13 protein-coding genes are annotated in these 22,152 nt (G+C 60.1%); 9 read left to right on the top strand and 4 right to left on the bottom strand.

All coding sequences use genetic code 11. The annotated features are described in order from the left end of the window. Positions 1 to 177 precede the first annotated feature (177 nt). From B0G62_RS01455 to B0G62_RS01440, 3 genes are all read left to right on the top strand, one after another. Positions 178 to 1,170 (top strand): WavE lipopolysaccharide synthesis family protein, encoded by a 993-nt coding sequence (locus B0G62_RS01455; RefSeq protein ID WP_103701812.1) that lies wholly within the window; start codon positions 178 to 180, stop codon positions 1,168 to 1,170. A 131-nt stretch (positions 1,171 to 1,301) separates the two neighbouring features. Further along, on the top strand, positions 1,302 to 2,714 hold the full coding sequence (locus B0G62_RS01450) for a WavE lipopolysaccharide synthesis family protein (protein ID WP_103701810.1): 1,413 nt from the start codon (positions 1,302 to 1,304) through the stop codon (positions 2,712 to 2,714). 767 nt (positions 2,715 to 3,481) lie between these two features. Next, positions 3,482 to 4,009: an LbetaH domain-containing protein gene (locus B0G62_RS01440; protein WP_146055188.1), complete on the top strand. Its 528-nt coding sequence runs from the start codon at positions 3,482 to 3,484 to the stop codon at positions 4,007 to 4,009. A 312-nt stretch (positions 4,010 to 4,321) separates the two neighbouring features. On the opposite strand, the gene B0G62_RS01435 is transcribed toward B0G62_RS01440, so the two are convergent. Genes B0G62_RS01435 through B0G62_RS01420 form a run of 4 tightly spaced genes read right to left on the bottom strand, consistent with a single transcriptional unit; the run spans position 4,322 to position 8,057 of the window. After that, entirely contained in the window at positions 4,322 to 5,383 is a 1,062-nt protein-coding gene (locus tag B0G62_RS01435) for a WavE lipopolysaccharide synthesis family protein (RefSeq protein ID WP_103701806.1), read from the bottom strand. A 22-nt stretch (positions 5,384 to 5,405) separates the two neighbouring features. After that, complete coding sequence (locus tag B0G62_RS01430) at positions 5,406 to 6,122, bottom strand: glycosyltransferase family 2 protein (protein ID WP_103701804.1); 717 nt, start codon at positions 6,120 to 6,122, stop codon at positions 5,406 to 5,408. A gap of 17 nt (positions 6,123 to 6,139) precedes the next feature. After that, on the bottom strand, positions 6,140 to 7,690 hold the full coding sequence (locus tag B0G62_RS01425) for an aminoglycoside phosphotransferase family protein (protein WP_103701802.1): 1,551 nt from the start codon (positions 7,688 to 7,690) through the stop codon (positions 6,140 to 6,142). Beyond that, on the bottom strand, positions 7,677 to 8,057 hold the full coding sequence (locus B0G62_RS01420) for an HAD-IIIC family phosphatase (protein WP_103702877.1): 381 nt from the start codon (positions 8,055 to 8,057) through the stop codon (positions 7,677 to 7,679). Before B0G62_RS01420 ends, B0G62_RS01425 begins: the two co-directional genes overlap by 14 nt. A gap of 621 nt (positions 8,058 to 8,678) precedes the next feature. On the opposite strand from B0G62_RS01420, the gene B0G62_RS01415 reads away from it, so the two are divergent. From B0G62_RS01415 to B0G62_RS01390, 6 genes are read left to right on the top strand one after another with little or no spacing between them, the layout of a single operon-like run. After that, positions 8,679 to 9,878, top strand: coding sequence for a capsule biosynthesis protein (locus B0G62_RS01415; RefSeq protein ID WP_103701800.1), 1,200 nt, complete (start codon positions 8,679 to 8,681; stop codon positions 9,876 to 9,878). Further along, on the top strand, positions 9,871 to 10,656 hold the full coding sequence (locus B0G62_RS01410; protein ID WP_103701798.1) for an SDR family NAD(P)-dependent oxidoreductase: 786 nt from the start codon (positions 9,871 to 9,873) through the stop codon (positions 10,654 to 10,656). Before B0G62_RS01415 ends, B0G62_RS01410 begins: the two co-directional genes overlap by 8 nt. A gap of 19 nt (positions 10,657 to 10,675) precedes the next feature. Further along, a complete protein-coding gene (locus B0G62_RS01405; protein WP_103702875.1) occupies positions 10,676 to 12,202 on the top strand; it encodes an LTA synthase family protein in 1,527 nt (508 codons plus the stop codon). Then, the gene (locus B0G62_RS01400) at positions 12,199 to 19,824 is read left to right on the top strand and encodes a type I polyketide synthase (RefSeq protein ID WP_103701796.1); all 7,626 of its coding nucleotides are present in this window, start codon (positions 12,199 to 12,201) and stop codon (positions 19,822 to 19,824) included. Before B0G62_RS01405 ends, B0G62_RS01400 begins: the two co-directional genes overlap by 4 nt. After that, positions 19,821 to 20,759: a UDP-3-O-acyl N-acetylglycosamine deacetylase gene (locus tag B0G62_RS01395; protein ID WP_103701794.1), complete on the top strand. Its 939-nt coding sequence runs from the start codon at positions 19,821 to 19,823 to the stop codon at positions 20,757 to 20,759. The genes B0G62_RS01400 and B0G62_RS01395 overlap by 4 nt, the downstream gene beginning before the upstream one ends. Before the next feature lie 43 nt (positions 20,760 to 20,802). Continuing rightward, on the top strand, positions 20,803 to 22,143 hold the full coding sequence (locus tag B0G62_RS01390) for an aminotransferase class I/II-fold pyridoxal phosphate-dependent enzyme (protein WP_103701792.1): 1,341 nt from the start codon (positions 20,803 to 20,805) through the stop codon (positions 22,141 to 22,143). Positions 22,144 to 22,152: the final 9 nt, after the last annotated feature.

Genomic DNA, 22,152 nt, shown 5'->3' with positions numbered 1-22,152 from the left:
ATCAGGGAAAATGGATTGAATTCAGCAAATATCAGTCCACTACTTTGTGATGGTGTATGTTTGGAGTGTCGGTGAAAAAACGTCGACGTTTCATTGAGGTAACTGCGTTAATCGGACGGCCAATATATTGTCCCGTTTGCATTCGATGTTGCGATTGAATCGAGATGAGCTACGTTTATGGAATTTAAAAATCTGTCTGTTGTCCTTCAGGGGCCTGTAGTGCCGCTTGGTTCTGGCGAGCGATTTGATACTGCCGACAACATCAAGAAGATTCGAGAAATATTTGGCGGATGTGAAATCGTATTGGCGACTTGGGAGAATTCCGACCTAAGAGGCATTGAAGTCGATCGATTGCTGCTCCTTAAAGATCCAGGGGCGTCCTTGTTTATTGATGGTAAGGGTAAATTAAACAACATCAATAGGATGATTCATTCGGCAAAGATGGGGGTTGCCGCGGCGACGAAGCCTTTTGTTCTGAAAATACGGACAGATTTGATGCCAATGTCGGCAGATTTCATCAAAATATGGGAACGATTGGCCGTTTCACCCAGAGAGTTCGGTATTTTCAAACGGCAGGTAATGGCTTATCCGATATATTCACTCCTCTTTGAAATGGCTGATGGGCAAAAGATGCGAAAGCCATTCCATGTTTCTGATTGGGCGTTCTTTGGGCTGGCAGAAGATATTGAGCGACTTTTCGATGTTCCGTTAGTTGATGAGCCTGTTTATTCGGATTATTTTAACGCAAACAAATCTGATGCATTTGATGTGCATTCGGATGTTAAATGTCAATATGATCCGGAGCAATATTTGATATATATGGCATTGAAGAAGGCTCATCCTGGAATACCCGAGTTTAAAGATAAACATGACTATCGACGGGAAGTGCAGCACGTGTCTGATGTAGCTACATTTCACAATTTCTTATTTGCTGATGTTGAGATGTGGGGATTGCGACATAATAAGAAAGAATATGATCGACCTATTTGGAAGTATGATCCAGTTTGTTTTCCTGGTCTAATAGGATTCGGTAAGTGCATGAGATATAGAAGAAAGATGGGTTTGAAATTTTATTATCGCGATTTGATTTATTCTGCTGTCAGGGATTTTTTCAATGAGAGAAAATTCAGAAAGTTTTGGAAGGGCGAGTGGCATGATTTTTTTAAATAATTGAGTCGATATTTCGTGTGAAATTGTAGTTTGCATGTTGAGTATGGGTTTTGCGGTTTTTTTGCTGCTCGCGACTATTTAATTTGCTAATTGGTGATGTGCCGAATTTGAGGCGCAAGATTTAAATTAATATGATTATGAAGAATTCAAATTTCAGAGAAGATCTTGCTGCTCATGGGGCTTTGAGTATTGTTGTGCAAGGTGGGGTTTTTGAGGGTAATGTGACGGATGTGGCTAACATATGTGCTCATTGGCGCACGCTTTTCCCTCAATCGGAAATTATTTGCTCTATCTCCAGCAGTGACGTATTTTTGTCTGGAGGAAATCCGATCGGGTTGACAAAGAAAGGGCAAAATAACTGGTCCGTAGGTGTTGCATTAAATAAGCTGCAGGCCTCGTGCAATAAAATAGTGTTCGCTGAGGCGATGTTGCCACTCCCGGCGATTAAACTCAATGATCCTCCTTGTAACGGTAATTTGCAGATCGCCGCGGCACGGAAGGGCTTGGAAGTGGCTACTGGGAAGTACGTATTGAGAATGCGAAACGATGCATTTTTCGCAAATGATTCATTTGTCGATGAATACGTCGATTCGTTGGCGTATGAGCGGCGCGAAAATTCATTTTTCGAGTCTCGGGTTTTGATCTCTGATTATTTTACGCTGAATCCATATGGAAATTACGAGCGTCTTCCATTTCATTTTAGCGATTGGTTTCATTTTGGATTGAAGGTCGATGTTGAGAAAATTTGGGGGGCTCAATATCTGACGTTGCAGGACATCACTTATTATAAAAGTCATTGTCATGTGCCAGGCTCCACAGAGAATGAGAGAAGATTTTTTACCCGGATCGCTGTTGAGCAACACATCATCTTCGAGTGTTTTAGAAAGAATAATTCATCTATTAAATTGGATTATGTGAATGATCTCTCCTCTCGAGAGGGAAGTATCCAAATTCTATTGGATAATTTTTCGATTTGCGATACCAAGAGGTGTGGTTTGGTTTTTGATAAGTACCGGAAAGTCCACGAAGAACACATTACGAGATTTAAGATTATTACGGCTAGTGATTTTGCCGATCTGGCCAGAAATAGAGATGTGAATCCAGAGAAGCTTCTGAGGCGGACATTTGCGGGTCTGACGGCAATTGGAGAAAACGATTTTCCGAAGGTATTTCAGTATGACTGGCTCCATTCAAAGGTAGGGTATCGAAATAGCGATGGCCAGATTGTCCTGGAGCATCCGATGGTAAATGGTGTCCTGGTTTTTGGGCCATTTATTTCGCTGCCAATTGGTGACTATGCGGCAGACGTATATGTGACGACGCTAGAGGGAAGCAAGCGAGGTAGGGTCACTTTGCGAGCGACGTTGTCTCACGGCCGGACGCATCTCGCCGAAAGAAAAATCGATGTGATCGACTATGCGGAAGAACCTATGACGATTCTGTTCTCGAACTCGATGAAAGATGCTCATGATTTTGAGGTCGTCGTCGAGGTTGAAGGGGTTACCGAAATGGCAGTAGAAAAAATAATAATCAGAAAGCGGTAATACTTCGAGCGAGTGTCTCAGGAAGAAACGTCACGACCGCGTTGCCTGGACGTGGCGCTACGCACGGGTAATCTGGTTTCCGGGAGAGTGTAGTGGGAACCAGATTGCTATGCGGAAGTGCATCAGTGAGAATGGGAGTACCATGCAGAGATTCTGCGACACGAAATTCGACGGCCCAATTGTTTGGGCGTGCGGCGATGTGAGCGAATACGACCGCGGGTGAACCTGGGCGAACTGTTCTGAGTTTAGATTTATTAGCCGAGTTGCAAATTACAACAGCACGTTTGCGACTGCGCAGACATCCGTGACTGGAAAACTCTGTTGCCTAATTGGCCTTACGCAGAACGCGCGATCGATTGCAGTAGTGAATGAACGACTGTCGTGCTCAAGTGCGTTCAGGGGGCTTTGGGGCGCTGAAGACGGTCATGCGCGGTCTGTTGCGCGCCAGATAGGAGCTATGTGGCGAGAGTCGTCAAGGCTCGCAGGGATGAAGTCGATCTCGCTCGTTTGCCCGGCGGCCGCAGGTGGCGAACTGCTGTAGCAATGCGTTCCAGCACAAGTGCGTGACCGGATTGCCTGCCAGACGCGGTTCAGGGGGCATTGACTGCATCGGCGTATCGCGCCTCGTGCTCGAACTATTCTGGCGGGAGTTCTGCAACCGTCAGCAACTCGGTGTCTGCGTACGTAGGCCTGTTGCCCCATGCGTATGGCAGTGGGCAGTCCCGTGAACATAATCGATCGGCGATTCGTTCACTTATCCACAGGAAATGCGACTACCTATCGGTTTCGATTTTTCGCTTGACAAAGTAGCGAAGATCGCCAAAAGGCGAAAGGAATGGAAGAAGGTGCGAATAATATTGCTGAACAATGGTACCCGAGAACTATTTGATCGACGCAACATCAGGCTTGAGCCATATTTCGATCGTCAGCACTGGCGCGGCCGGGTAAGCATCGAGGAATATGCTTCGTTCAAAACGGATTTTCTGCACACGAGCGGGGCGTTCAGCTACTCGTTCTCCACCCTTCCCGCCGATACCGTCGTCGGTCGCTACTGCTCTATTGCGCATGAGGTGAGGGGATTCGCCGACTCCCACCCGACAAACTACATCAGCACGCACCCGTTCCTGACGGACGGCGGCGAGTGGCACGATAAAGCGCATCAGAATGGTTCAGATTGGGCCGAAAGACTGCACCACACGCGCGACTATGGGCCAATCGAAATTGGTCATGACGTCTGGATCGGACGCGGTGCCCAGATTAAGGGGGGGGCGTCAAGATCGGAACTGGTGCCGTGATTGCAGCCGGGGCCTTTGTCACTAAGGATGTCGCGCCGTATACGGTCGTCGTCGGCGTGCCGGCAAAGATAATTCGAGGTCGGTTCGATAATCACACGATCGAGCTGATGCTTGAAACCGAATGATGGAATTACGCGTATTGGGATCTGAAGGGCCTTCCGTTCGATGATCTGGCCCGGTTCGCGCGGCAGTTCCTCGGCGAGATAAAGCTGACGCTTAAGCCACTCGCTCCGCACATCTGGAGTGTGTCGGAAATTCTTTCCGCGTAACGCGCTCAGACAGGAGTCACCGCCCGCGAGCCGCTCGACTCGTCTACCACCGAGGACGAAGTTTGATGTCGCGTTGAGCCCTCCGACTCCACATCGCCAATTTCAAAAGTCGGCTACCAATCGGATCAAATTTCTTCGAAAAAATAATCGCTGCGATCGGGTTCAGAAGTCTGTTGCCGAGGCCAACGCGTATCTTTTGATGATATCGTTTCTTTGCGGCGGCCGAGAGTTCAGGATCGAAATCTCTTTCAGGATGTAGCTTCGCGCAGAATCGATACCAATCGAGGAACATGATGCAATTCATCGATTGCATGTTCGACTTATACGCCCAGTTATACTTCGGTAGCCTGAACCCCGCCTGCCAAGGGTCCAGAATCATGAAGTGATTCGCGAGGAAGTGCTGGAAATCCTTGAGCACTTCTTTCCTGCAATCGTTATGAAACGCCGGCGTGTCGTATCCAAACCGCTTTGCATAGGCGCCACACAGATATTGCTCCACGGCCAGCATCGTGCGGAATTTCTTGTCCAGATACGAGGAATGCCGAGCGTGGCGATTGTTCTCGTAGAACGTCGCCTCCTCCAGCGTCACAAGCGGTCTCGACCAATAGTTGATCAATGCGCTGGTCGTCGAAAACTGAAACCAATCGCTCGTGTGAAACGGCATGTGCTCGAACACGAACGGATCGATCGTAAAAAACGAGCTCGTCAGGATGCGATCCGATTTGCTCCGAAACTGCTCGTTGAACTTGACGTAGTTCTTCAGAAATCCGTCGTGCTCCAAGAAAGAGTCAGTTCGGAGCTTGATCGCATATTGTGTTTTGACTTTCTGCAGTCCGGCCAGCGTGCTGACGATCTGCCGATTGATGTTGTTGGACCCCACGTCATCGAATTTGATCGGGGGGAGGGTGCCCGGATCTTCGGAGCGCACCACTTCATCAACGTCGATCGATTTCGGGATCTTGGTATCTTGCCACGTGGACAGGATGACGCGCGCGCCTGGCAGCGCGGCGCGAGTGATCTCAAGGCAATTGCGGAAGGAATCCCCATCCGTGCTGGCTGAAACATTTCCTTGGAAGACAATCGTGATTTCGGACGGGGAGATCATGGTTTCTAGCTGGTTTTGCGGATCAACTTGAGAACTTCTTCTTGAGCGCCTCGAACTCGTCCGGAGTTCCGCAGAAGTCGATTTCGGAGAGCGCGATTTCTTCGTATTTGATCGAGGCACCGGATTTGATCAACGTGTTGTAGAGCGGCGCTATGTAGAATTCGCCCTTGGTGGTCTCGTTCTTCGCTCGTGCTTCGCTCAAGGCTGTCTCGAAGAGATCGCGCGTCTTGAAGTAGTAGAGACCGTCGCTGCACAAAGACGAAATGCGCTCCTTCTCCGTGGTACGCAGCACGCTGTTTTCAGCGCCGGGCTCGACGAAAGACCAATGATCGCCCTCGCCGGAGAAGACCTCCAGATACCCATCGCACGTATCGATAAAATCGGGCTTCCGATAGTCATACCGGAAGGTATCGATATTGAAAATGAGCAGCGGTTCGCTACCCGCCGTGTCCTTCAGGCCGAGCGACACCGTTTCAGCCTGTCCTTGAGTGTCGTGAGCAATCGTCGTCACGGACGCGTTGGCGATGCCGAGCCGCTCAAGCTCGGAGCTCACGAACGCCGGCGTGTCGTAATCCGGGCGCGTGATGAACAGAAATCGCTCGCTGTCGAAGTAGTGTTCGAAGCTGCGGACCGCGCGTGAGAAGACGGTTTCGCCCGAAAGCTCGAGCTGGAATTTCGGTTTCGTGAAGCCTGCTTTGAAGAAGCGGCTGCTCAGACCGACCATCGGGATAATGATCAAGATTAAGGCTCCAAATCTTACAGATATTTGCTGTATAGGCGCAGTGCATTCGCAAACAACGCCTTTTGTCTCTGCGGATGGTCCGCGTGCAGCGGCAGCATCGAGAGAAACAGCAGAACTGTGAGCGGAATGATGTCCGAAAACGTGACGCCCGGAATCAGTTCAGTCTTTTCGAAGAGTTGCTGAATGGACTTCAGGCGGTCGTCGAGGTCGAAGCTGAGATGGAAGCCGTTGCTGTCTTCGGTGAGATTGTAGCGACCGGAGATGATGAAGTCGTACAAACCAATGAAGGAGTGGCAAAGTTTCGCGAGGTCGTACTTCTGATCGCCGACGATCGTCAGTTCCTGGTCCTGGTTCAGCCCCCGGGGGTCAATCACCTTGATATGACCGCCGCGCGAGTCAAACAGGACATTGCTGAAGCACAGGTCACCATGCGCGATGGCGGGTGTGCAAGCCGACTTCGTCGCCAGTTCGATGCATCGCTCCGCGATTGCCATGGTGGAAGGCAGCGCCCGGCCATCGAATCGCAGCTTTTTCTTGAGGTCGAAATCGTTGGCCTCCGAAAATGCCTGAAGGCGGGCGATCGTTTTGTCCTTGTACAGCGAAATCGCGTCTTCGGAGATTTTCTCGATGTCCGTGTCGGGCGGCAGATTGTTGCGAGATGCCTGCAGGTAATCCTGAAACAACTTCAGGATTCGCCCCCAGAAGAAAGGTGGGTTATGGCCGTGAACGAACAACTCGTTCAGGGGACTCATCGGCAAATATTCGAGGGAGTAGTACGGTTTCCCGTCCGCACCGGAACCCGAATCGATCAGTTGCGGCGTGAAGCGGCGCATGGAAATCGGCAGATTCTTAAACCACTGCGCTTCCGCTTCAATCTTGATGCTCGGTTCGCCGCGCTTGGTCAGAACGCCGGACTGAATATCGAGAGAATTGAACGAACGCTGTGTCGTGATGCTTGCACGCGACTTGAAATACGTATTGACGTGGCCGAGATCGTGCCAGGTCGGGATGACGCGTCGCTGCAGGTCGCGGACTTCGGAGTATTGGCGTACCGCACTGGGGAAATCGCCTTCCGAGAGCGTGAGCGCGCGAATCAACGTACGCACGTTGGAGAACGAGAAATAGCCGCACCAGACCATCTGGCTATTGTCGGGCATGAGTTCCCGCTCCCACCGATAGTCGTCGTCGGTTTCCGCGATGCCGATGACGTCGAGATCCTGGGGCAGTTCGTCGATCAGCGTGTCGCCGTGCAGCAGGACGACGCGATCGTCTTCGGTCTCGCGAATGTTCAGCGCGTAGAGAATGGAGTCGGTGAGGCGGAAGTTCGGCGGCACGGGGATGCACTGCACGCCGAGGGCGTTCAGCAATGCCTTTTCGTTGATCGCCGGCGTGAACGTGCTGGGAAGCGTCAGAAAAATGTCTCGCCCCGGAAGCGCCGCTTTGAGGCGCTGAACCTGGTGTTCGATCAGCTTCTTGTTCCCGATAGGAAGCATGCAGGGCGGAATCTTGCCGAACTCAGCCTGAAACTCCGGTGTGACGTAGGCGCCCGAGTTAATGATCAGCATTTTCGATTCCTACCAGCTTTTTGATTTCGTTGTAGCTGAGCTTGGCGAACTCGTCGGGACGAATCGCCTTGTCGTCGACGTAGAAGCCTTCTTTCCCGCACCACGGCTTGCCCGTATAGATCTCGTCGTAGGGGACTTCGTGCTTTGCAAGCCACTCGAGGATGATCGGCAGCGTGTTCGCGTTGATCTTCCCGACATTCCCTTCGTAAGTCCGCATGTTGCGGCTCGTCGAGATGACGATCTGAAACCCCATTTCGCGATACTGACGCAACTTCTCAATGACCTGGCCGTTTGGAGTTGACTCTGCATAATTTCCATTACTCGTCGAGCAAATGGTCTCATCCAGATCCATAATGATTCGTTTCATGAGCTTGTTTAGTTAGAGCTTGTCAACTTGGCAGGCATTCGCCAGCAGGCTGAATCGTGTTATGAATGCGCGAATAGTCCCGGGATGCTGCGATGCGCCGTCGGAGCCATTTATGCTGTTTTGGATATTGGAGCGACGGGCTGATCCAATTAGCGGCCTGTATTGGCAGCGCAAACGTTTTTCTGGGAATTGTCGAACATCCGGTCGAAAGAGCATTCGTCCCGGGGGAGTCAGCGTAGTGACAGGTGGTCGCTTGATGGTGGGGAAAAAATACCACTCGACAATACGTGCGGGATCTGGCACACAAGGCTTGATTTGTTACGAAGTTCTTACAAGGCAATTGTCGTGACGCCCGCCATAAATTTCCGATGTAACATCGAGCCAGGCATCAACCCTCGGCATGCGTCCTTTTAGGGCGCTGGGACGCGATTGTAACGGGGTTCGTGTAACAATGCGCGAAAATATGTAAGAATGTGTGCGTTTTGCAACGTGCACTTAACGGGATTTATGCCGATGTCCCGAATGTCGTATCATCGCTTAATTCGTTGCAGCGCACGGTAAAAATTGCTGTATTTTTTGTCGATTTTGTGACAAGTCGCGCGGCTTTTTCATTTCTCCTCGATGCCCCGATCATTCCTGGCCTTGCAAGGCACGGCCTCGCATTTTTTTTCGCGGCTCTCGACGGGCTTGATCGAAAATGGCCACTCAGCTCACCGCATTAATTTTTGCGGTGGCGATCTGCTCTATTCCGGTTCAGCGCACTGTTGGAACTACGATGGTCAGGTTTCCGGCCTCGATGGTTGGTATTCTGAAACGCTTAAATCCGGCGATTTCACCGATATCCTGTTGTTTGGCGATTGCCGGGCTGTCCATCAGCCTGTACACGCGCTCGCAGAGCAATTCGGCGTCCAGGTGCATGTATTCGAAGAGGGCTATGTTCGCCCCCATTGGCTCACGCTCGAAAAGCACGGCGTCAATGGTCGATCGCGGCTCCCTCGCGATCCCGCCTGGTATCTCGAGCATCGTACTTCGGCGCCTTCTCCCGCATTAGCTACCGGCTACAACCTGTACGAACGCGCATGGCATGACATCCGCTATCGCATGGGTAATGCACTGTACGCGTCGCGGTTTCCCGGCTACCGGAGTCACAGGCCATTCAATGGGGCGAAGGAATACGCGGCGCTCGCGAAGCGCTTCGCGCAGCAAAAGCGCCATCGCGATGAAGCTGCGCGAGCGACCTCGCAGGTATTGAAGTCGCGCCGTTCTTACTATCTATTCCCGCTGCAACTGAATTCTGACTCGCAGATCATCGTTCATTCGCCGTTTAGCGGCGTGCGCGAGGCAATCGAGCGAGTGATGCGTTCTTTTGCGAAAAATGCGCCGCGCGACGCCTCGCTCGTGATCAAGAATCATCCGCTCGACACGGGCATCGTCGAATATCGGCAGTTCTCGCGGGAACTAGCAAAAACACTGGATCTGGACGATCGCCTGGTTTTTCTTGAGGACGGTCACCTGCCTACTTTGCTGGAGCACTCTCGCGGCGTCGTCGTTGTGAACAGTACGGTTGGGCTGTCGGCGTTGCATCACCGGCGCCCGCTGATTGCATTGGGTCACGCGATCTATGACATGGAAGGCATGACCTGGCAAGGTGGTCTGGACGACTTCTGGACTCAGGCCAGCAGGCCAGACATGAATCTCTATTACGCGTTTCTCGACTACGTGATTCATCACACCCAGATTAACGGCGATTTCTACACACGGACCGGCATCGAGATGGCGGTGCAAGGTGCCATTCGCCGACTGGAACAAACGGATGATTAAGTCGCGCCCGAGCCACGTCGTCATCACCGGAGCCAGCACCGGCATTGGCCGCGCGCTTGCGCTTGCCTTTGCGGCGCCCGGTGTGACGCTCGGTCTCGCCGCCCGCAACGTGGAGCGCCTCGACGTTTGTGCTCAAGCCTGCCGTGAAAGGGGGGCGCAAGTGATCACGGCCACACTCGACGTTCGCGACGCCGCTGCCGTGGAGCACTGGCTCAACGATTTCGACGAAAAGCACCCAATCGACCTCCTGATCGCCAACGCGGGCGTCGCGAGCACGCTCGCGCACGCCAACGACTGGGAAGGGCGCGAGCGCACCGCGAGCATCGTCGACACTAACTTCTACGGCGCGCTCAACGCGGCACTGCCGGTCATCGAGCGCATGCGCACGCGTCGCCGCGGCCACATCGCGCTCATCAGCTCGATCGCCGCGCTACGCGGCATGGCGATCTCCCCAGCCTACTGCGCAAGCAAGGCCGCGCTTAAAGCCTGGGGCGATTCAGTGCGCCCCGTCCTCGCACGCGACAACATCCGCGTCTCGATCGTGCTGCCGGGCTTCGTCAAAACGGCGATGAGCGACGTATTCCCCGGCGAGAAGCCTTTCATGTGGACCGCCGAAAAAGCCGCGACCCACATCCAGCGCAAACTCGCCGCCGGCCGTGCCGAAATCGCCTTCCCCAGCCTGCTCGCCTTCGGCATGCGTCTGCTCACGCTGATGCCGGCCGCGCTCGCCGACGCCATTCTCAGCCGCATGTCCTATCTGCCGCGCGAGGAACGTTAGCGTGGTGTCACCGGTTTCGATCCCGCTAGCGTTTGTGTGTGCCGCTGCGCTGTCTTTCGCGGCCGATGCAATCGCATTTCCGCGTGTCGGCTTGCGCCGCACGCCGGGTGCGCTCGCGCTGCATATCGTGAGCGTGGTATTCGTTGCCTGTCTGATCTGCGCGCTCACGCGTCGCCCGTTCTTTTCGGCGTTCATCGCCGTGGCGGTCGTCGGCCTGATGAGCGGCGTTAGCAATGCGAAATACGCTTCGTTGCGCGAGCCTTTCGTTTTCACCGATCTAAGCCTTTTCAGCCAGCTATTCGCGCATCCGCGGCTTTATTTGCCATTCCTGAGCGTGCAGACGGTGATTGCCATCGTCGCTGGCGTGCTTCTGCTTGCGGGCGGTTTTTTCCTCGACGCAGCCGCGCCCGCACACGTCGCGGCATTTTGCGCGCTCGCCGCCGCCGCCTTTCTGATCGTCGGATACGCACTCGCTGCACGTCTGCACCTCACGCTCGATCCAATCGAAGACCAACGCCGTCACGGTTTCTTCGCGGTTTTCGTCGCCTATTTGCTCAACGGCATGCGCCGCGCGACGTTCCGCGGCTTTGAAAGCGCGATGTCGGTCAGCCCATTCGCGCAAGCATCCGAGTCGCATTCGCGTCCCGACATCATCGTCATCCAGAGCGAATCCTTCTTCGACGCGCGTGAGTCAAGCAGCGCAATCGAGTCTTCGCTCTACACACATTTCGACACCGCGCTGCGAGAATCGACGGCACACGGCCAGCTCGACGTTCCTGCGTGGGGCGCCAACACGATGCGCTCGGAATTCGCGCTCCTTAGCGGGATTTCGTCTGCAAAACTAGGCTACGCGCGTTTCTACCCCTACGCCTTCGTGCGCCGCGCCTGCGCCTCGCTGGTAAGCTGGTTCCACCGCGCCGGTTATGAAACGCTTGCGATCCATCCGTACTACGCCGACTTCTTCGGCCGCGATCGCGTTTTCCCGCTGCTCGGTTTCGACCGGTTTCTCGACATCCGGGCCTTCGCCAATGCCCATCGCGCCGGCCCGTATATTTCAGACGAAAGTGTTACCGATCGCATCGTCAAGGAACTCGATTCGTCGCGCTCGAAACCCGCATTCATCTTCGCGATGACGATGGAAAATCACGGTCCGCTGCATCTGGAAACTGTAGAAAAGGGCGAATCCAGCCGTTATCACAATCTTGGGGAAGATCCCGCATTTGACGATCTCACCGCGTATCTGCGGCACATCGCGAACGCGGACGCCATGATCGGCCGTCTGCTCGCGCATTTGCGCGCGCGCCGGCGCGACACCGTGCTGTGTTTCTACGGCGATCATGTGCCCGCGTTACCGCATGTATTCGAACGGCTCGGCACTGTACCGAGCCGCAGTCATTACTTCATCTGGCGGAATTTCGGAGATCGGCCGGCCAGGAAGCAAGACAGAGCCGTCGAGGATCTCGGCGCCGCGCTGCTCCACACAATGGAGTCGGCGGACCGGCGCGAGGTCGCGACAGGCGAGTCCGAGAGAACAGAGCAGCTATGAAGAACAGCAAGATCGCAATCGTGGGTATGTCGTGCCGTTTTCCGGGTGGGGTCACCGGGCCGGACGAATTCTGGAGTCTGCTCGAAAACGAGAAAGACGCTGTCACGCAGATTCCCGCCGATCGATTCGGCACGGAGTTCTATCAGCATCCTTCGAAGCGTGAGCCCGGCAAGAGCTACACGTTCGCCGCAGGCGTGCTCGACGATGTCGCGGGCTTCGACGCGGCCTTCTTCGGCATTTCGCCGCGCGAAGCGACGCAGATGGACCCGCAGCAGCGTCTGCTGCTCGAACTCACCTGGGAAGCGTTCGAGGATGCGGGCGTGCGTCCCGAGGCGCTGCGCGGCAGCGATTGCGCGGTCTATGTGGGCGTGGCCAGCACGGACTACGGCAACCGCAATATGGATGACCTGAATACGGTCGATCCGTATTCGGCCACCGGCAACACGCTTTCCATCGCATCGAACCGCATTTCGTGGGTCTACGACCTGCGCGGCCCGAGCATGTCGATCGATACGGCGTGCTCGTCGTCGCTCGTCGCGCTGCATCAGGCCGTCAAGGCGCTGCAAACCGGCGACGCCAGCATGGCGCTCGCAGGCGGCGTCAACCTGCTGCTGCATCCTTACGGTTTCGTCGGCTTCTCGAAGGCGTCGATGCTGTCGCCGCGCGGTCGTTGCCGCGCGTTCGACGCAACGGGCGACGGCTATGTGCGCGCCGAAGGCGGCGCGGTCGTGGTGCTGAAAACGCTTGAGCGCGCGCTCGCGGACGGCGACACGATCCACGCGGTCATCGCAGGCAGCGGCGTCAATTCGGACGGTTTCACGCAAGGCGGCATCAGCGTGCCGGGCACGCCCACGCAGGCCGCGCTGCTGCGCGAGGTCTACGCGCGCGCGCAAATCGATCCGCGTACCGTCGATTATCTGGAAGCGCACGGCACGGGCACAGCGGTGGGCGACCCGATCGAAACGCGCGCGCTCGCCGATGTTGTCGGCGCGGGCCGCGATGCGGAGACGCCGCTGCTGATCGGCTCGGTCAAGACCAATATCGGCCACCTGGAAACCGGTTCGGGCATGGCGGGTCTGCTCAAGGCCGTGCTGTGCCTGAAGCATCGCGCCGTGCCGCGCTCGCTGCACTTCGAAAAGCCGAATCCCAATATCGATTTCACGGGCGGTCATCTGCGCGTGGTCGAGCGCATGACGCCGATCGGCGGACATGGCCGCGAGTTGGTGGTGGGCGTCAATTCGTTCGGCTTCGGCGGCACGAATGCGCACGTTGTGCTGACCGAAGCGCCCGCGCTTCAAGTCGAAGCCGGTAAGACCGCGCAAACTGCACAAGCGCAAGAATTCGCGCCGCTCGTGCTCACCGCGCGTTCGGAGCGCGCGCTGGCGACGCTCGCCGCGCGCTATCTCGCGCGTCTCGACGGGGGGCAGCCGTGGGATTCGCTCGCCGCTGCCGCCGCGCATCGCCGCCAGTGGCTCGAACATCGCGCGATCATTGCGCCCGCAACGTTCGACGAAGCGCACGCGGCGCTCGTCGCCCTGGCGCGTCCGGAGGAGGTCGCGGCGCAAGGCGATATCGCGCCCGCTGCGCTCGTCCATGCGCAGGTGGTCGCGGAGGACGCGCCCGTCGCGCTGGTGTTCTCGGGCAACGGCTCGCAATGGGCGGGCATGGGCCGGCAACTGCTCGCCGAAGACGCCGTGTTCCGCGCGGCCGTGGAAGAAGTGGACGCGCTCTGGTGCGCCGATGGCAGTCCGTCGCTTCACGCGATGATCGCAACCGGCGCGGACGCCGACACGCTCTCCGCCACCGAACACGGACAACCGCTGCTGTTCGCGATTCAGGTCGGCATCGTGCGCGTGATCGAAGCGCATGGCGTGGCCTATGACGCCTGCGTCGGCCACAGCGTCGGCGAAGTCGCGGCCGCGTGGGCTTCGGGCGCACTCACGCTTGCGGATGCCGTGCAGGTCGTCAAGATCCGCAGCCGCGCCCAGGCGCTCACGCGCGGCACGGGCCGCATGGCCGCCGCCGGGATCGGCGAGGCCGAAGCGCGCGAAATGATTCTCCAGCAGGGCCTGACCGGCGATGTCGAAGTCGCCGGCATCAACAGTGTGCAGTCGGTCACGCTGGCCGGTTCGCTCGCGGGTCTCGACGTGATCGGCACGGCGCTCAAGGCGACGGGCCGTTTCTACCAGTTGCTCGATCTCGACTACGCGTTCCACAGCCGTCACATGAACGGCATCGAAGCGCCGGTGCGCGAGGGTCTCGCCGATATCGCGCCGCAAGCCGCGACGCATCGTTACGTCTCGACGGTCACGGGCGGCCCGCTCGATGGCAGCGCGCTCGACGCGCAGTACTGGTGGCGCAATATCCGCGAGCCGGTGCGTTTTGGCGATGCGATTGCGCATCTGGTGGGCGAGGGCGTGCGCCTTTTTGTCGAAGTCGGCCCGCACTCGATCCTGCGCACGTATGTGAAGCAGACGCTCGCCGCACTCAAGGAAAGCGGCGCGCCGCTGCCGACGCTCAAGCGCCAGCACGATAGCGCCGCGACGCTGCATCGCGCGGTGCTCGCCGCCGTGGCGCATGGCGCGCGCGTCGATCGCGAGCGCCTCGTGCCGCGCGCCGCCGATACCGATGCCGTCACGCTGCCGGTCTATCCGTGGCAGCACGAGCGCTACTGGCTGGTGCCGACGATCGAAGGCTACGGCCTCGCGAACCGTCATCGCGTGCATCCGTTGCTCGGCTATCGCCTGCATGAGCACGCGTTCGGCTGGGAAAACCATATCGATCCGGCGCGTTTGCCGTATCTCGCCGATCACGTCGTCGATGGCGGCGTGACGTTTCCGGCAGCGGGCTTCGTGGAAATGGCGCTGGCAGCAGCGCGCGTGTTCTTCGCGACCGAAACCTGCGCGCTCGAAAACGTCGAGATCCGTCAACCCGTCGTGTTCCAGGCGAATCACGCCAAGCTATTCCGCCTCGTCATCGACGTGCGCACGGCCGCGTTCACGATCGAAACCCGCGAGCGCATGAGCGACGACGCGTGGTCGGTCAACGTCGTGGGCCGCTTGCTGTCGAGCGGCAATACGCTCGACGCGAACAGCACGATCGATGCGAGCATGTTGCAATCGTTGTCCGCGCAACTGGCCGTCGATGCGCCCACGCTCTACGCCGCGACCGAATCGATCGGCCTGACTTACGGCCCGCAATTTCGCCGCGTGCAATGCGTGCGTGCCTCGGGCGAAGCGGTGCTGGCAGACCTGGCCGCCCCGCAACTCGCTGACGACGCCGATCTCGCGCGCTACAGCCTGCATCCTTCGCTGCTCGACGCGGGTTTCCATCCGCTCTTTGCGCTTACGGCCGCTAACAACGGCGATCGCGCCGCCTGGCTGCCGGTGCAGTTCGGCCGTATCGACTATCTGCGCGGCGACACGATCCGCCAGGTGCTGGCCGTGGTCGAGCGCCGCAGCCCGCATTCGGTGGTGGTCTCGTTCCACTTCCTGGACGGCGCCGCGCGCGTGGTCGCGCGTCTCGCGCAATGCCGCTTCCGCCGCGTCGATCTGCAGGCGCGCCGCCATGCCGCGCCGTCGCGCTATACGTATCACCTGGAAGCGCGTCCGCTTGCGGGCGGCTTCGACGCGTCGGCGCTGCCCGCGCCCGCCGCGCTGCTCGAAGAAGCGCAGCGCGTGCTCGCCAGTCACGAAGGGCCGGAGGCGCAAAAGCGCCGCGCGATGCACCTGACCGAAGTGCTGCCGCTCGTCGATGTGCTCGCCAGCGGCTATGCGCTGCGCGCCTTCGAAAAGATCGGCGCGTTCCGCACGCCGGGTCTGGCCTTTGGCCCGCTGCCGGAACTGGCCGCGCGTCTGGCCGCAATGCTCGTCGAGGACGGCCTCGCGCGTCATGAAGGCGATCTGCTCGTGCGCGAGCCGGAAGCCTGCGAGGCGATGCCGGGCGTCGATGAACTCTGGCACAGCCTGCTCGAACAATCGCCCGCGCACGTCGCGGAACTGACGCTGCTCGCGCATTGCGGCGCGGCGCTCCCGGCGCTGCTCGCGGGCGAGATGGCGCCCGAAAAGCTGATGTCGCCGACCAGCAAGAGTCTTGTCGAGCATTTCTTCGAAGCCTCGCCGACGTGGTCGCACGTGCGTGCGCTGATCGCCGCGTTTGCCTCGCGCGCGGTGGCTTCGTGGCAGGCTCCGCGCCGGCTGCGCGTGCTGGAAATCGGCCGCGCCGATGTGGACGTGCCGCGTCCGCTCGAAGTCGCGCTGCCGCTCTCGCGCTGCGATTACGCGATCGCCTGCACGGCGCCGCAACAGGCCGCGCTTGCGGCGGAAGGCGGCCATAGCGCGCGTCTCGTCACGCTGGTCGCGGGCGAGCGTCTGGCGATCCAAAGCGACGATGACGCGCCTTATGACCTGGTGATCGCCAATTGCCTGCTGGCCGGTCAAAGCGATCCGCTCGCGGCGCTGACCGCGCTGCGCGGCTGGCTCGCGCCGGGCGCGTTCGTCGCGCTCGCCGAGCCGCGCCGGGGCCGTTTCGCCGATATCGTTTTCGGGCCGGTGCGCGGCGATGCCGCCACGTCGTTGAGCGCGGCCGATCTCGTGCGCCTGCTGGAATCCACAGGATTTACCGACGTCGTCTCGTTCTCGGAGCAAGGCTATGAGATCGAGGGCACGCCGGCGCTGATCGTTGCGCGCGCACCGATACGTCTGACGGCGAGCACAACCGCAGCCGTTGAAGCGAAAAAAGCGCCGTGGCTCCTCGTCCATGCCGATGAAGCGGCTGACGTGCGCGTCGCGGGTTTCGCCGATGCGCTGCGTGCACGCGGCGGCGACGTCGAGCTCGTCGCGCAGTCCGGCGTGGGGGCGGCTCTGCACGCGCTCAGCGCCGCACGCGATGGCGCGCCGCTGCATCTCGTGTTCGTCGCGCCCGACGCGGCGTTGCCCGCCGATGCCGACGGCGCCGCGCTGATGCAGGCGCAACGCGCGACCTCGGTTGCGCTCGCGCGCCTCGTGCGCGAACTGGGTGCGTCCGCGCTGCCGGTGCAACTGAGCATCGTGACGCAGGACGGTTCGCCATTCGCAGTCGACGACGTTCAAGCGCCGCGCCGCGCCGAACAGGCTACGATGTGGGGCCTCGGCCGCGTGCTCTCGAACGAGCATCCCGAACTGGGTTGCCGTCTGATCGACGTATCGGCGGCCTGCGAGAACGCCTTCGAAGCGCTCGCGCAGGAACTGCTGGCGGGCGACGTCGAAGAGGAAGTGCTGTTGAACGCGCGTGGCCGTTTCGTGCCGCGCATGCTCGATGCGGCACAAGCGCAACGCCGCGCATCCGGGCAAGGCACAAGCGCACAAGGCTCCGTCCTCGCCTTCGACACGCCGGGCTCGCTGCGCAACCTCGAATGGTTCGCGCAAGCGCCGCGCGCGCTCGAAGCCGATGAAGTCGAAATCGAACCGGTCGCGACCGGCCTGAACTTCCGCGACGTCATGTACGCGATGGGCCTGCTCTCGGACGAGGCCGTCGAAACCGGCTTCGCGGGCGCGACCGTCGGCATGGAACTGTCGGGCTGCGTCACGCGCGTGGGCGCTGGCGTGACCCACTTTAAAGCGGGCGACGCCGTGCTCGGTTTCGCGCCGGCCTCGTTCGCCACGCGCGTCGTCACGCGCGCGGGCGCCGTCACGCGCAAGCCCGCGTCGATGACGTTCGAGGAAGCGGCAACGGTCCCGACCACTTTCTTCACCGCCTGGTACGCGCTGGTCGAACTGGCGCGCGTGCGCGAAGGCGAGCGCGTGCTGGTGCACGGCGGCGCGGGCGGCGTGGGGATCGCCGCGATCCAGCTCGCGCGTCTGCTCGGCGCGGAGGTCTACGCCACTGCGGGCAGTCGCGAGAAGCGCGAATTCGTGCGCCTGCTGGGCGTCGATCGCGTGTTCGATTCGCGCAGCTTGGCGTTCGCGGATCAGGTTCGCGATGCCACGGGCGGCGCCGGTGTGGACGTGGTGCTCAACTCGCTCGCGGGCGAGGCGATGGTGCGCAGCATCGATACGCTGCGCCCGTTCGGCCGCTTTCTTGAGCTGGGCAAGCGCGACTTCTACGAGAACAGCCGTATCGGTCTGCGGCCGTTCCGCAACAACATCAGCTACTTCGGCATCGACGCCGATCAGCTCATGGGCGCGCTGCCCGAGCTGACGACGCGTCTGTTCGAAGCCGTCATGCAGCGTTTCGCCGATGGCGTGCTGCATCCGCTGCCGTATCGGCTGTTCCCGGCGGCGCGTGTGGAAGAAGCGTTCCGCTACATGCAGCAGGCGCGCCAGATCGGCAAGGTGCTGGTCGGTTATCCGGCGGGCACGCCTGCGCCGACGCGCGGCGCGACCCAGGCGGGCGCGCTGCGTTGCGACGGCAGCGGCGCGTATCTCGTGATCGGCGGCACGGGCGGTCTCGGTTTCGCGACGGCGCGCTGGATGGTGGCGCGCGGCGCGCGTCATGTGACGCTCGCGAGCCGCAGCGGCAAGCTTAATGACGCCGCGCTCGCGGAAGTCGCGCGCTGGCACGACGAATTCGGCGTCCAGACGCATGTGGTGTCCTGTGACGTGACGAACGCCGCGGCGGTGCAGGCACTGGTCGCGCAAATCGCCGCGCGCGGCACGCCGCTCAAGGGCGTGCTGCATTCGGCGATGCACATCGACGACGGCCTCGTGCGCAATCTCGACGACGCACGTTTCGAAGCCGTGCTCGCGCCCAAGCTCGCGGGTGCGTGGAATCTGCATCGCGCGACGCTGGATTGCGCGCTCGACTTCTTCGTGGTCTATTCGTCGGCGACGACGGCGCTCGGCAATCCGGGCCAGTCGAGCTACGTGGCGGCGAACAGCTTCCTTGAAGCGCTGGTGGAAACGCGCCGCGCGGCCAACCTGCCGGGCACGTTCATGGCGTGGGGGCCGCTCGACGATGTCGGCTTCCTCGCGCGCAACGAGAAGACGCGCGAGGCATTGCAGTCGCGTATTGGCGGCGCGTCGATCTCGTCGGATGAGGCGCTCGTTGCGCTCGAACGCGTGCTGGTGGCTGGCGGCGCGGGCGAAGCGGTGGTGCGCCTAGACTGGCAGGCACTCTCGCGCGGGATGCCCGCAGCAGGCGCGCGCCGTTATGCGGCGCTGCGCACGCGCAATGCGAACGAGCCGGCGAGCGATGGCGGCCAGCCGCTGCGTGGCCGCGTCGCGGCGCTGCCGCACGCCGAAGCCCTGGCGCTAGTCGAAGAAACCCTGCGCACGCAGATCGCGCGTATCCTGCACCTCGCGCCTGAGAAGGTCGAACTGGAGCGTTCGGTGCTCGACATGGGGATGGACTCGCTGATGGGCATGGAACTGGGTCTCGCGGTCGAAGAGGCGTTCGAGGTCAAGCTGTCGGTGATGGCGATCGCGGAAGGCGCGACGGTGCGTACGCTCGCGGTGCGTATCGTCGAATCGATCGAGGGCGATGCCGAATCCGCCGATTCTCCGCTCGAAGCGCAAGCCGATGCACAGAACGCCGCGCAGGCTGAAACGGCGGCTGCTGCGGCGGCACTCGCGCGCAAGCATGCGATCGACGTCGAAGCGACGCCTGCGGTAGCGGGCGAGCGCGCCGAGGAACTGGTCGAATGAGGGCGCCCGAAGGCTGGCGCGACACGCAGGGCACGCTCGCGCACGAGCTGACGCTCACGGGCCACGGCCTGCACACGGGCCGCCGCGTGAACGTGCGCATCCTGCCGGTGCCGGATGCAACGGCGGCGCACGGTATCGTGTTTCGCCGCGTAGAGTCGGGCCGCGAAGTCGCCACGCTGCGCGCCGATCCGGCGTTGCGCGAGGCGCAGCCGCTTTGCACGATGCTGCGCACAAGCGAAGGCGTGAGCCAGGGCAAAGGCAAGGGCGAGGGCGTGCGCACGGTCGAGCATCTGCTTGCCTCGCTGCTGGTGTGCGGCATCGATCACGCCATCGTCGAACTCGACGCCGAAGAAGTGCCGATCCTCGACGGCAGCGCCGCGCCCTGGATCGAGGCGATCCGCGCTTGCGGGCGTACGGCGCTCGCGCAGCCGCAGCGTTTTATTCGCGTGACGAAGCCCGTTGTCGTGACTGATGGCGTGGGTTCGCAACGCCGCGAAATGCGCATCGAGCCGTGCGAGCGTTACGAAGTGAGCGTGCGCAACGACCTCAAGGGTTTCGGCGACATGCATTGGGAAGGTGCCCTCACGCCGGACGTGTTCGCGCGCGAGATCGCACCGTCGCGTTCGTATGGTCGCGTGAAGTGGGCGCTGCCCGCCATCGCGGCGGGTTACGTGAAGCGCACGCCGATCCTGCGCGGCGCGCGTCTGTCGTGCACGGCATCGATCGTGGGCAATCGAGTGATCGGCGGCATGCGTCTGCCCGATGAGTTCGTGCGCCATCGCGTGCTCGATCTCGTGGGCGATCTCGCGCTCGCCGGCGCGCCGCTGCTGGCGCGAGTGAGCGCCTTGCGCCCGAGTCATGAAATGAACTGGCGGCTTTTGTCCGCGCTGCTCGCCGAGCGCGACGCGTGGACGTGGGCCGAGTGCGACGCCTGAGTGTGAAAACTGAAGGTGCGCACACAACCCAACAAGGAATCGCGTGAGCGTAGGTGAAAAAATCCGGCAGCAACTGGCTGCCGCGGCGCTCAAACGCCAGCTGGAGCGCGTCTCGAACGAGGCGGCGCAACCGTCGAAAGGGCGTGTGTCGCCAAAGGCATCGGGCGCGGATGGGGCACCGTTCGACCCGCGCGCGCGTTTCGAGGCCATGCCGCTTTATCAGCAGGTCAAGCTGATGAAGGAGATGGGCGAAACGCTGCGCGTGCAGTCGCCGTTTTTCCGCGTGCACGAAGGCATGGCGGGTGCCACCACGACGATTGGCGCGCGCGAGTACATCAACTACGCGAACTACAACTACCTGGGCCTCGCGTCCGATCCCGCCGTGATGGCGGCGGCGCAGGGCGCGATCACGCGCTACGGCACGTCGGTTTCCGCGAGCCGTATGGTCGCGGGCGAGCGCCCCGTGCAGCGCGAACTCGAACGCGCGCTGGCCGACTTCTACGAAACCGATGATTGCGTCGCTTTCGTGAGCGGCCACGCGACCAACGTCACGGTGATCGGCGCGTTGTTCGGTCATGGCGATCTGATCGTGCACGACGCGCTCGCGCACAACAGCATCGTGCAAGGCGCGCAGTTGAGCGGCGCGAAGCGTCTCGCCTTCGCGCACAACGACTGGCAGGAACTGGACAGCCTGCTCGCGCGCGCGCGCCACGAATATCGCAACGTGCTGGTGGTGATCGAAGGTCTCTACAGCATGGACGGCGACTATCCCGAACTCGAACGCTTCGTGGAAATCCGCCGCCGTCATGGCGTGTTCCTGATGGTCGATGAAGCGCATTCGTTGGGCGTGCTGGGCGAAACGGGGCGCGGCATTCGCGAACATGCGGGCGTGGCGCCGCAAGATGTCGATCTCTGGATGGGCACGATGAGCAAGACGCTGGCGGGTTGCGGCGGCTTTATCGCGGGCTGTCAGCCGCTGGTCGATATGCTGCGTCATCTGGCGCCGGGTTTTCTCTATAGCGTGGGACTTGCGCCGACGCTCGCGGCAGCTTCGCTCGCGGCGCTCGAACGCCTGCGCGCCGAGCCGCAACGTGTGGCGTCGCTCAAGGCGCGCGGCCATCAGTTTCTGCAAGAGGCGCGCGCGGCCGGTCTCGACACGGGGACGAGCGCGGGTTACGCCGTCGTGCCGGTCATCACGCGCAGCTCGCTCAAGGCCGCGCAATGGGCCAATGCGCTCTTTGACGAAGGCATCAACGTGCAGCCGATCTTCTATCCGGCCGTGGAAGAGCGCGCCGCGCGGCTGCGCTTTTTCATCTGCTCGACGCACGAGCCCGAGCAGATCACGCGCACGGTCGCCGCGCTTGCGCGGCTGGCGAAGGCATAGAGGAAGGTT

This window comes from Paraburkholderia eburnea, assembly GCF_002917095.1.
Taxonomy (GTDB): Bacteria; Pseudomonadota; Gammaproteobacteria; order Burkholderiales; family Burkholderiaceae; genus Paraburkholderia; species Paraburkholderia eburnea.
Note: the sequence above shows the minus strand (reverse complement) of the source record. Positions and strands in the feature narration are given on the sequence as shown.

Coding starts and splice junctions, on each gene's coding strand:
- B0G62_RS01440 (WP_146055188.1), top strand. CDS start 3,482: ATGCGACTACCTATCGGTTTCGATTTTTCGCTTGACAAAGTAGCGAAG.
- B0G62_RS01415 (WP_103701800.1), top strand. CDS start 8,679: ATGCCCCGATCATTCCTGGCCTTGCAAGGCACGGCCTCGCATTTTTTT.
- B0G62_RS01435 (WP_103701806.1), bottom strand. CDS start 5,383: ATGATCTCCCCGTCCGAAATCACGATTGTCTTCCAAGGAAATGTTTCA.
- B0G62_RS01455 (WP_103701812.1), top strand. CDS start 178: ATGGAATTTAAAAATCTGTCTGTTGTCCTTCAGGGGCCTGTAGTGCCG.
- B0G62_RS01425 (WP_103701802.1), bottom strand. CDS start 7,690: ATGCTGATCATTAACTCGGGCGCCTACGTCACACCGGAGTTTCAGGCT.
- B0G62_RS01450 (WP_103701810.1), top strand. CDS start 1,302: ATGATTATGAAGAATTCAAATTTCAGAGAAGATCTTGCTGCTCATGGG.
- B0G62_RS01395 (WP_103701794.1), top strand. CDS start 19,821: ATGAGGGCGCCCGAAGGCTGGCGCGACACGCAGGGCACGCTCGCGCAC.
- B0G62_RS01400 (WP_103701796.1), top strand. CDS start 12,199: ATGAAGAACAGCAAGATCGCAATCGTGGGTATGTCGTGCCGTTTTCCG.
- B0G62_RS01420 (WP_103702877.1), bottom strand. CDS start 8,057: ATGAAACGAATCATTATGGATCTGGATGAGACCATTTGCTCGACGAGT.
- B0G62_RS01410 (WP_103701798.1), top strand. CDS start 9,871: ATGATTAAGTCGCGCCCGAGCCACGTCGTCATCACCGGAGCCAGCACC.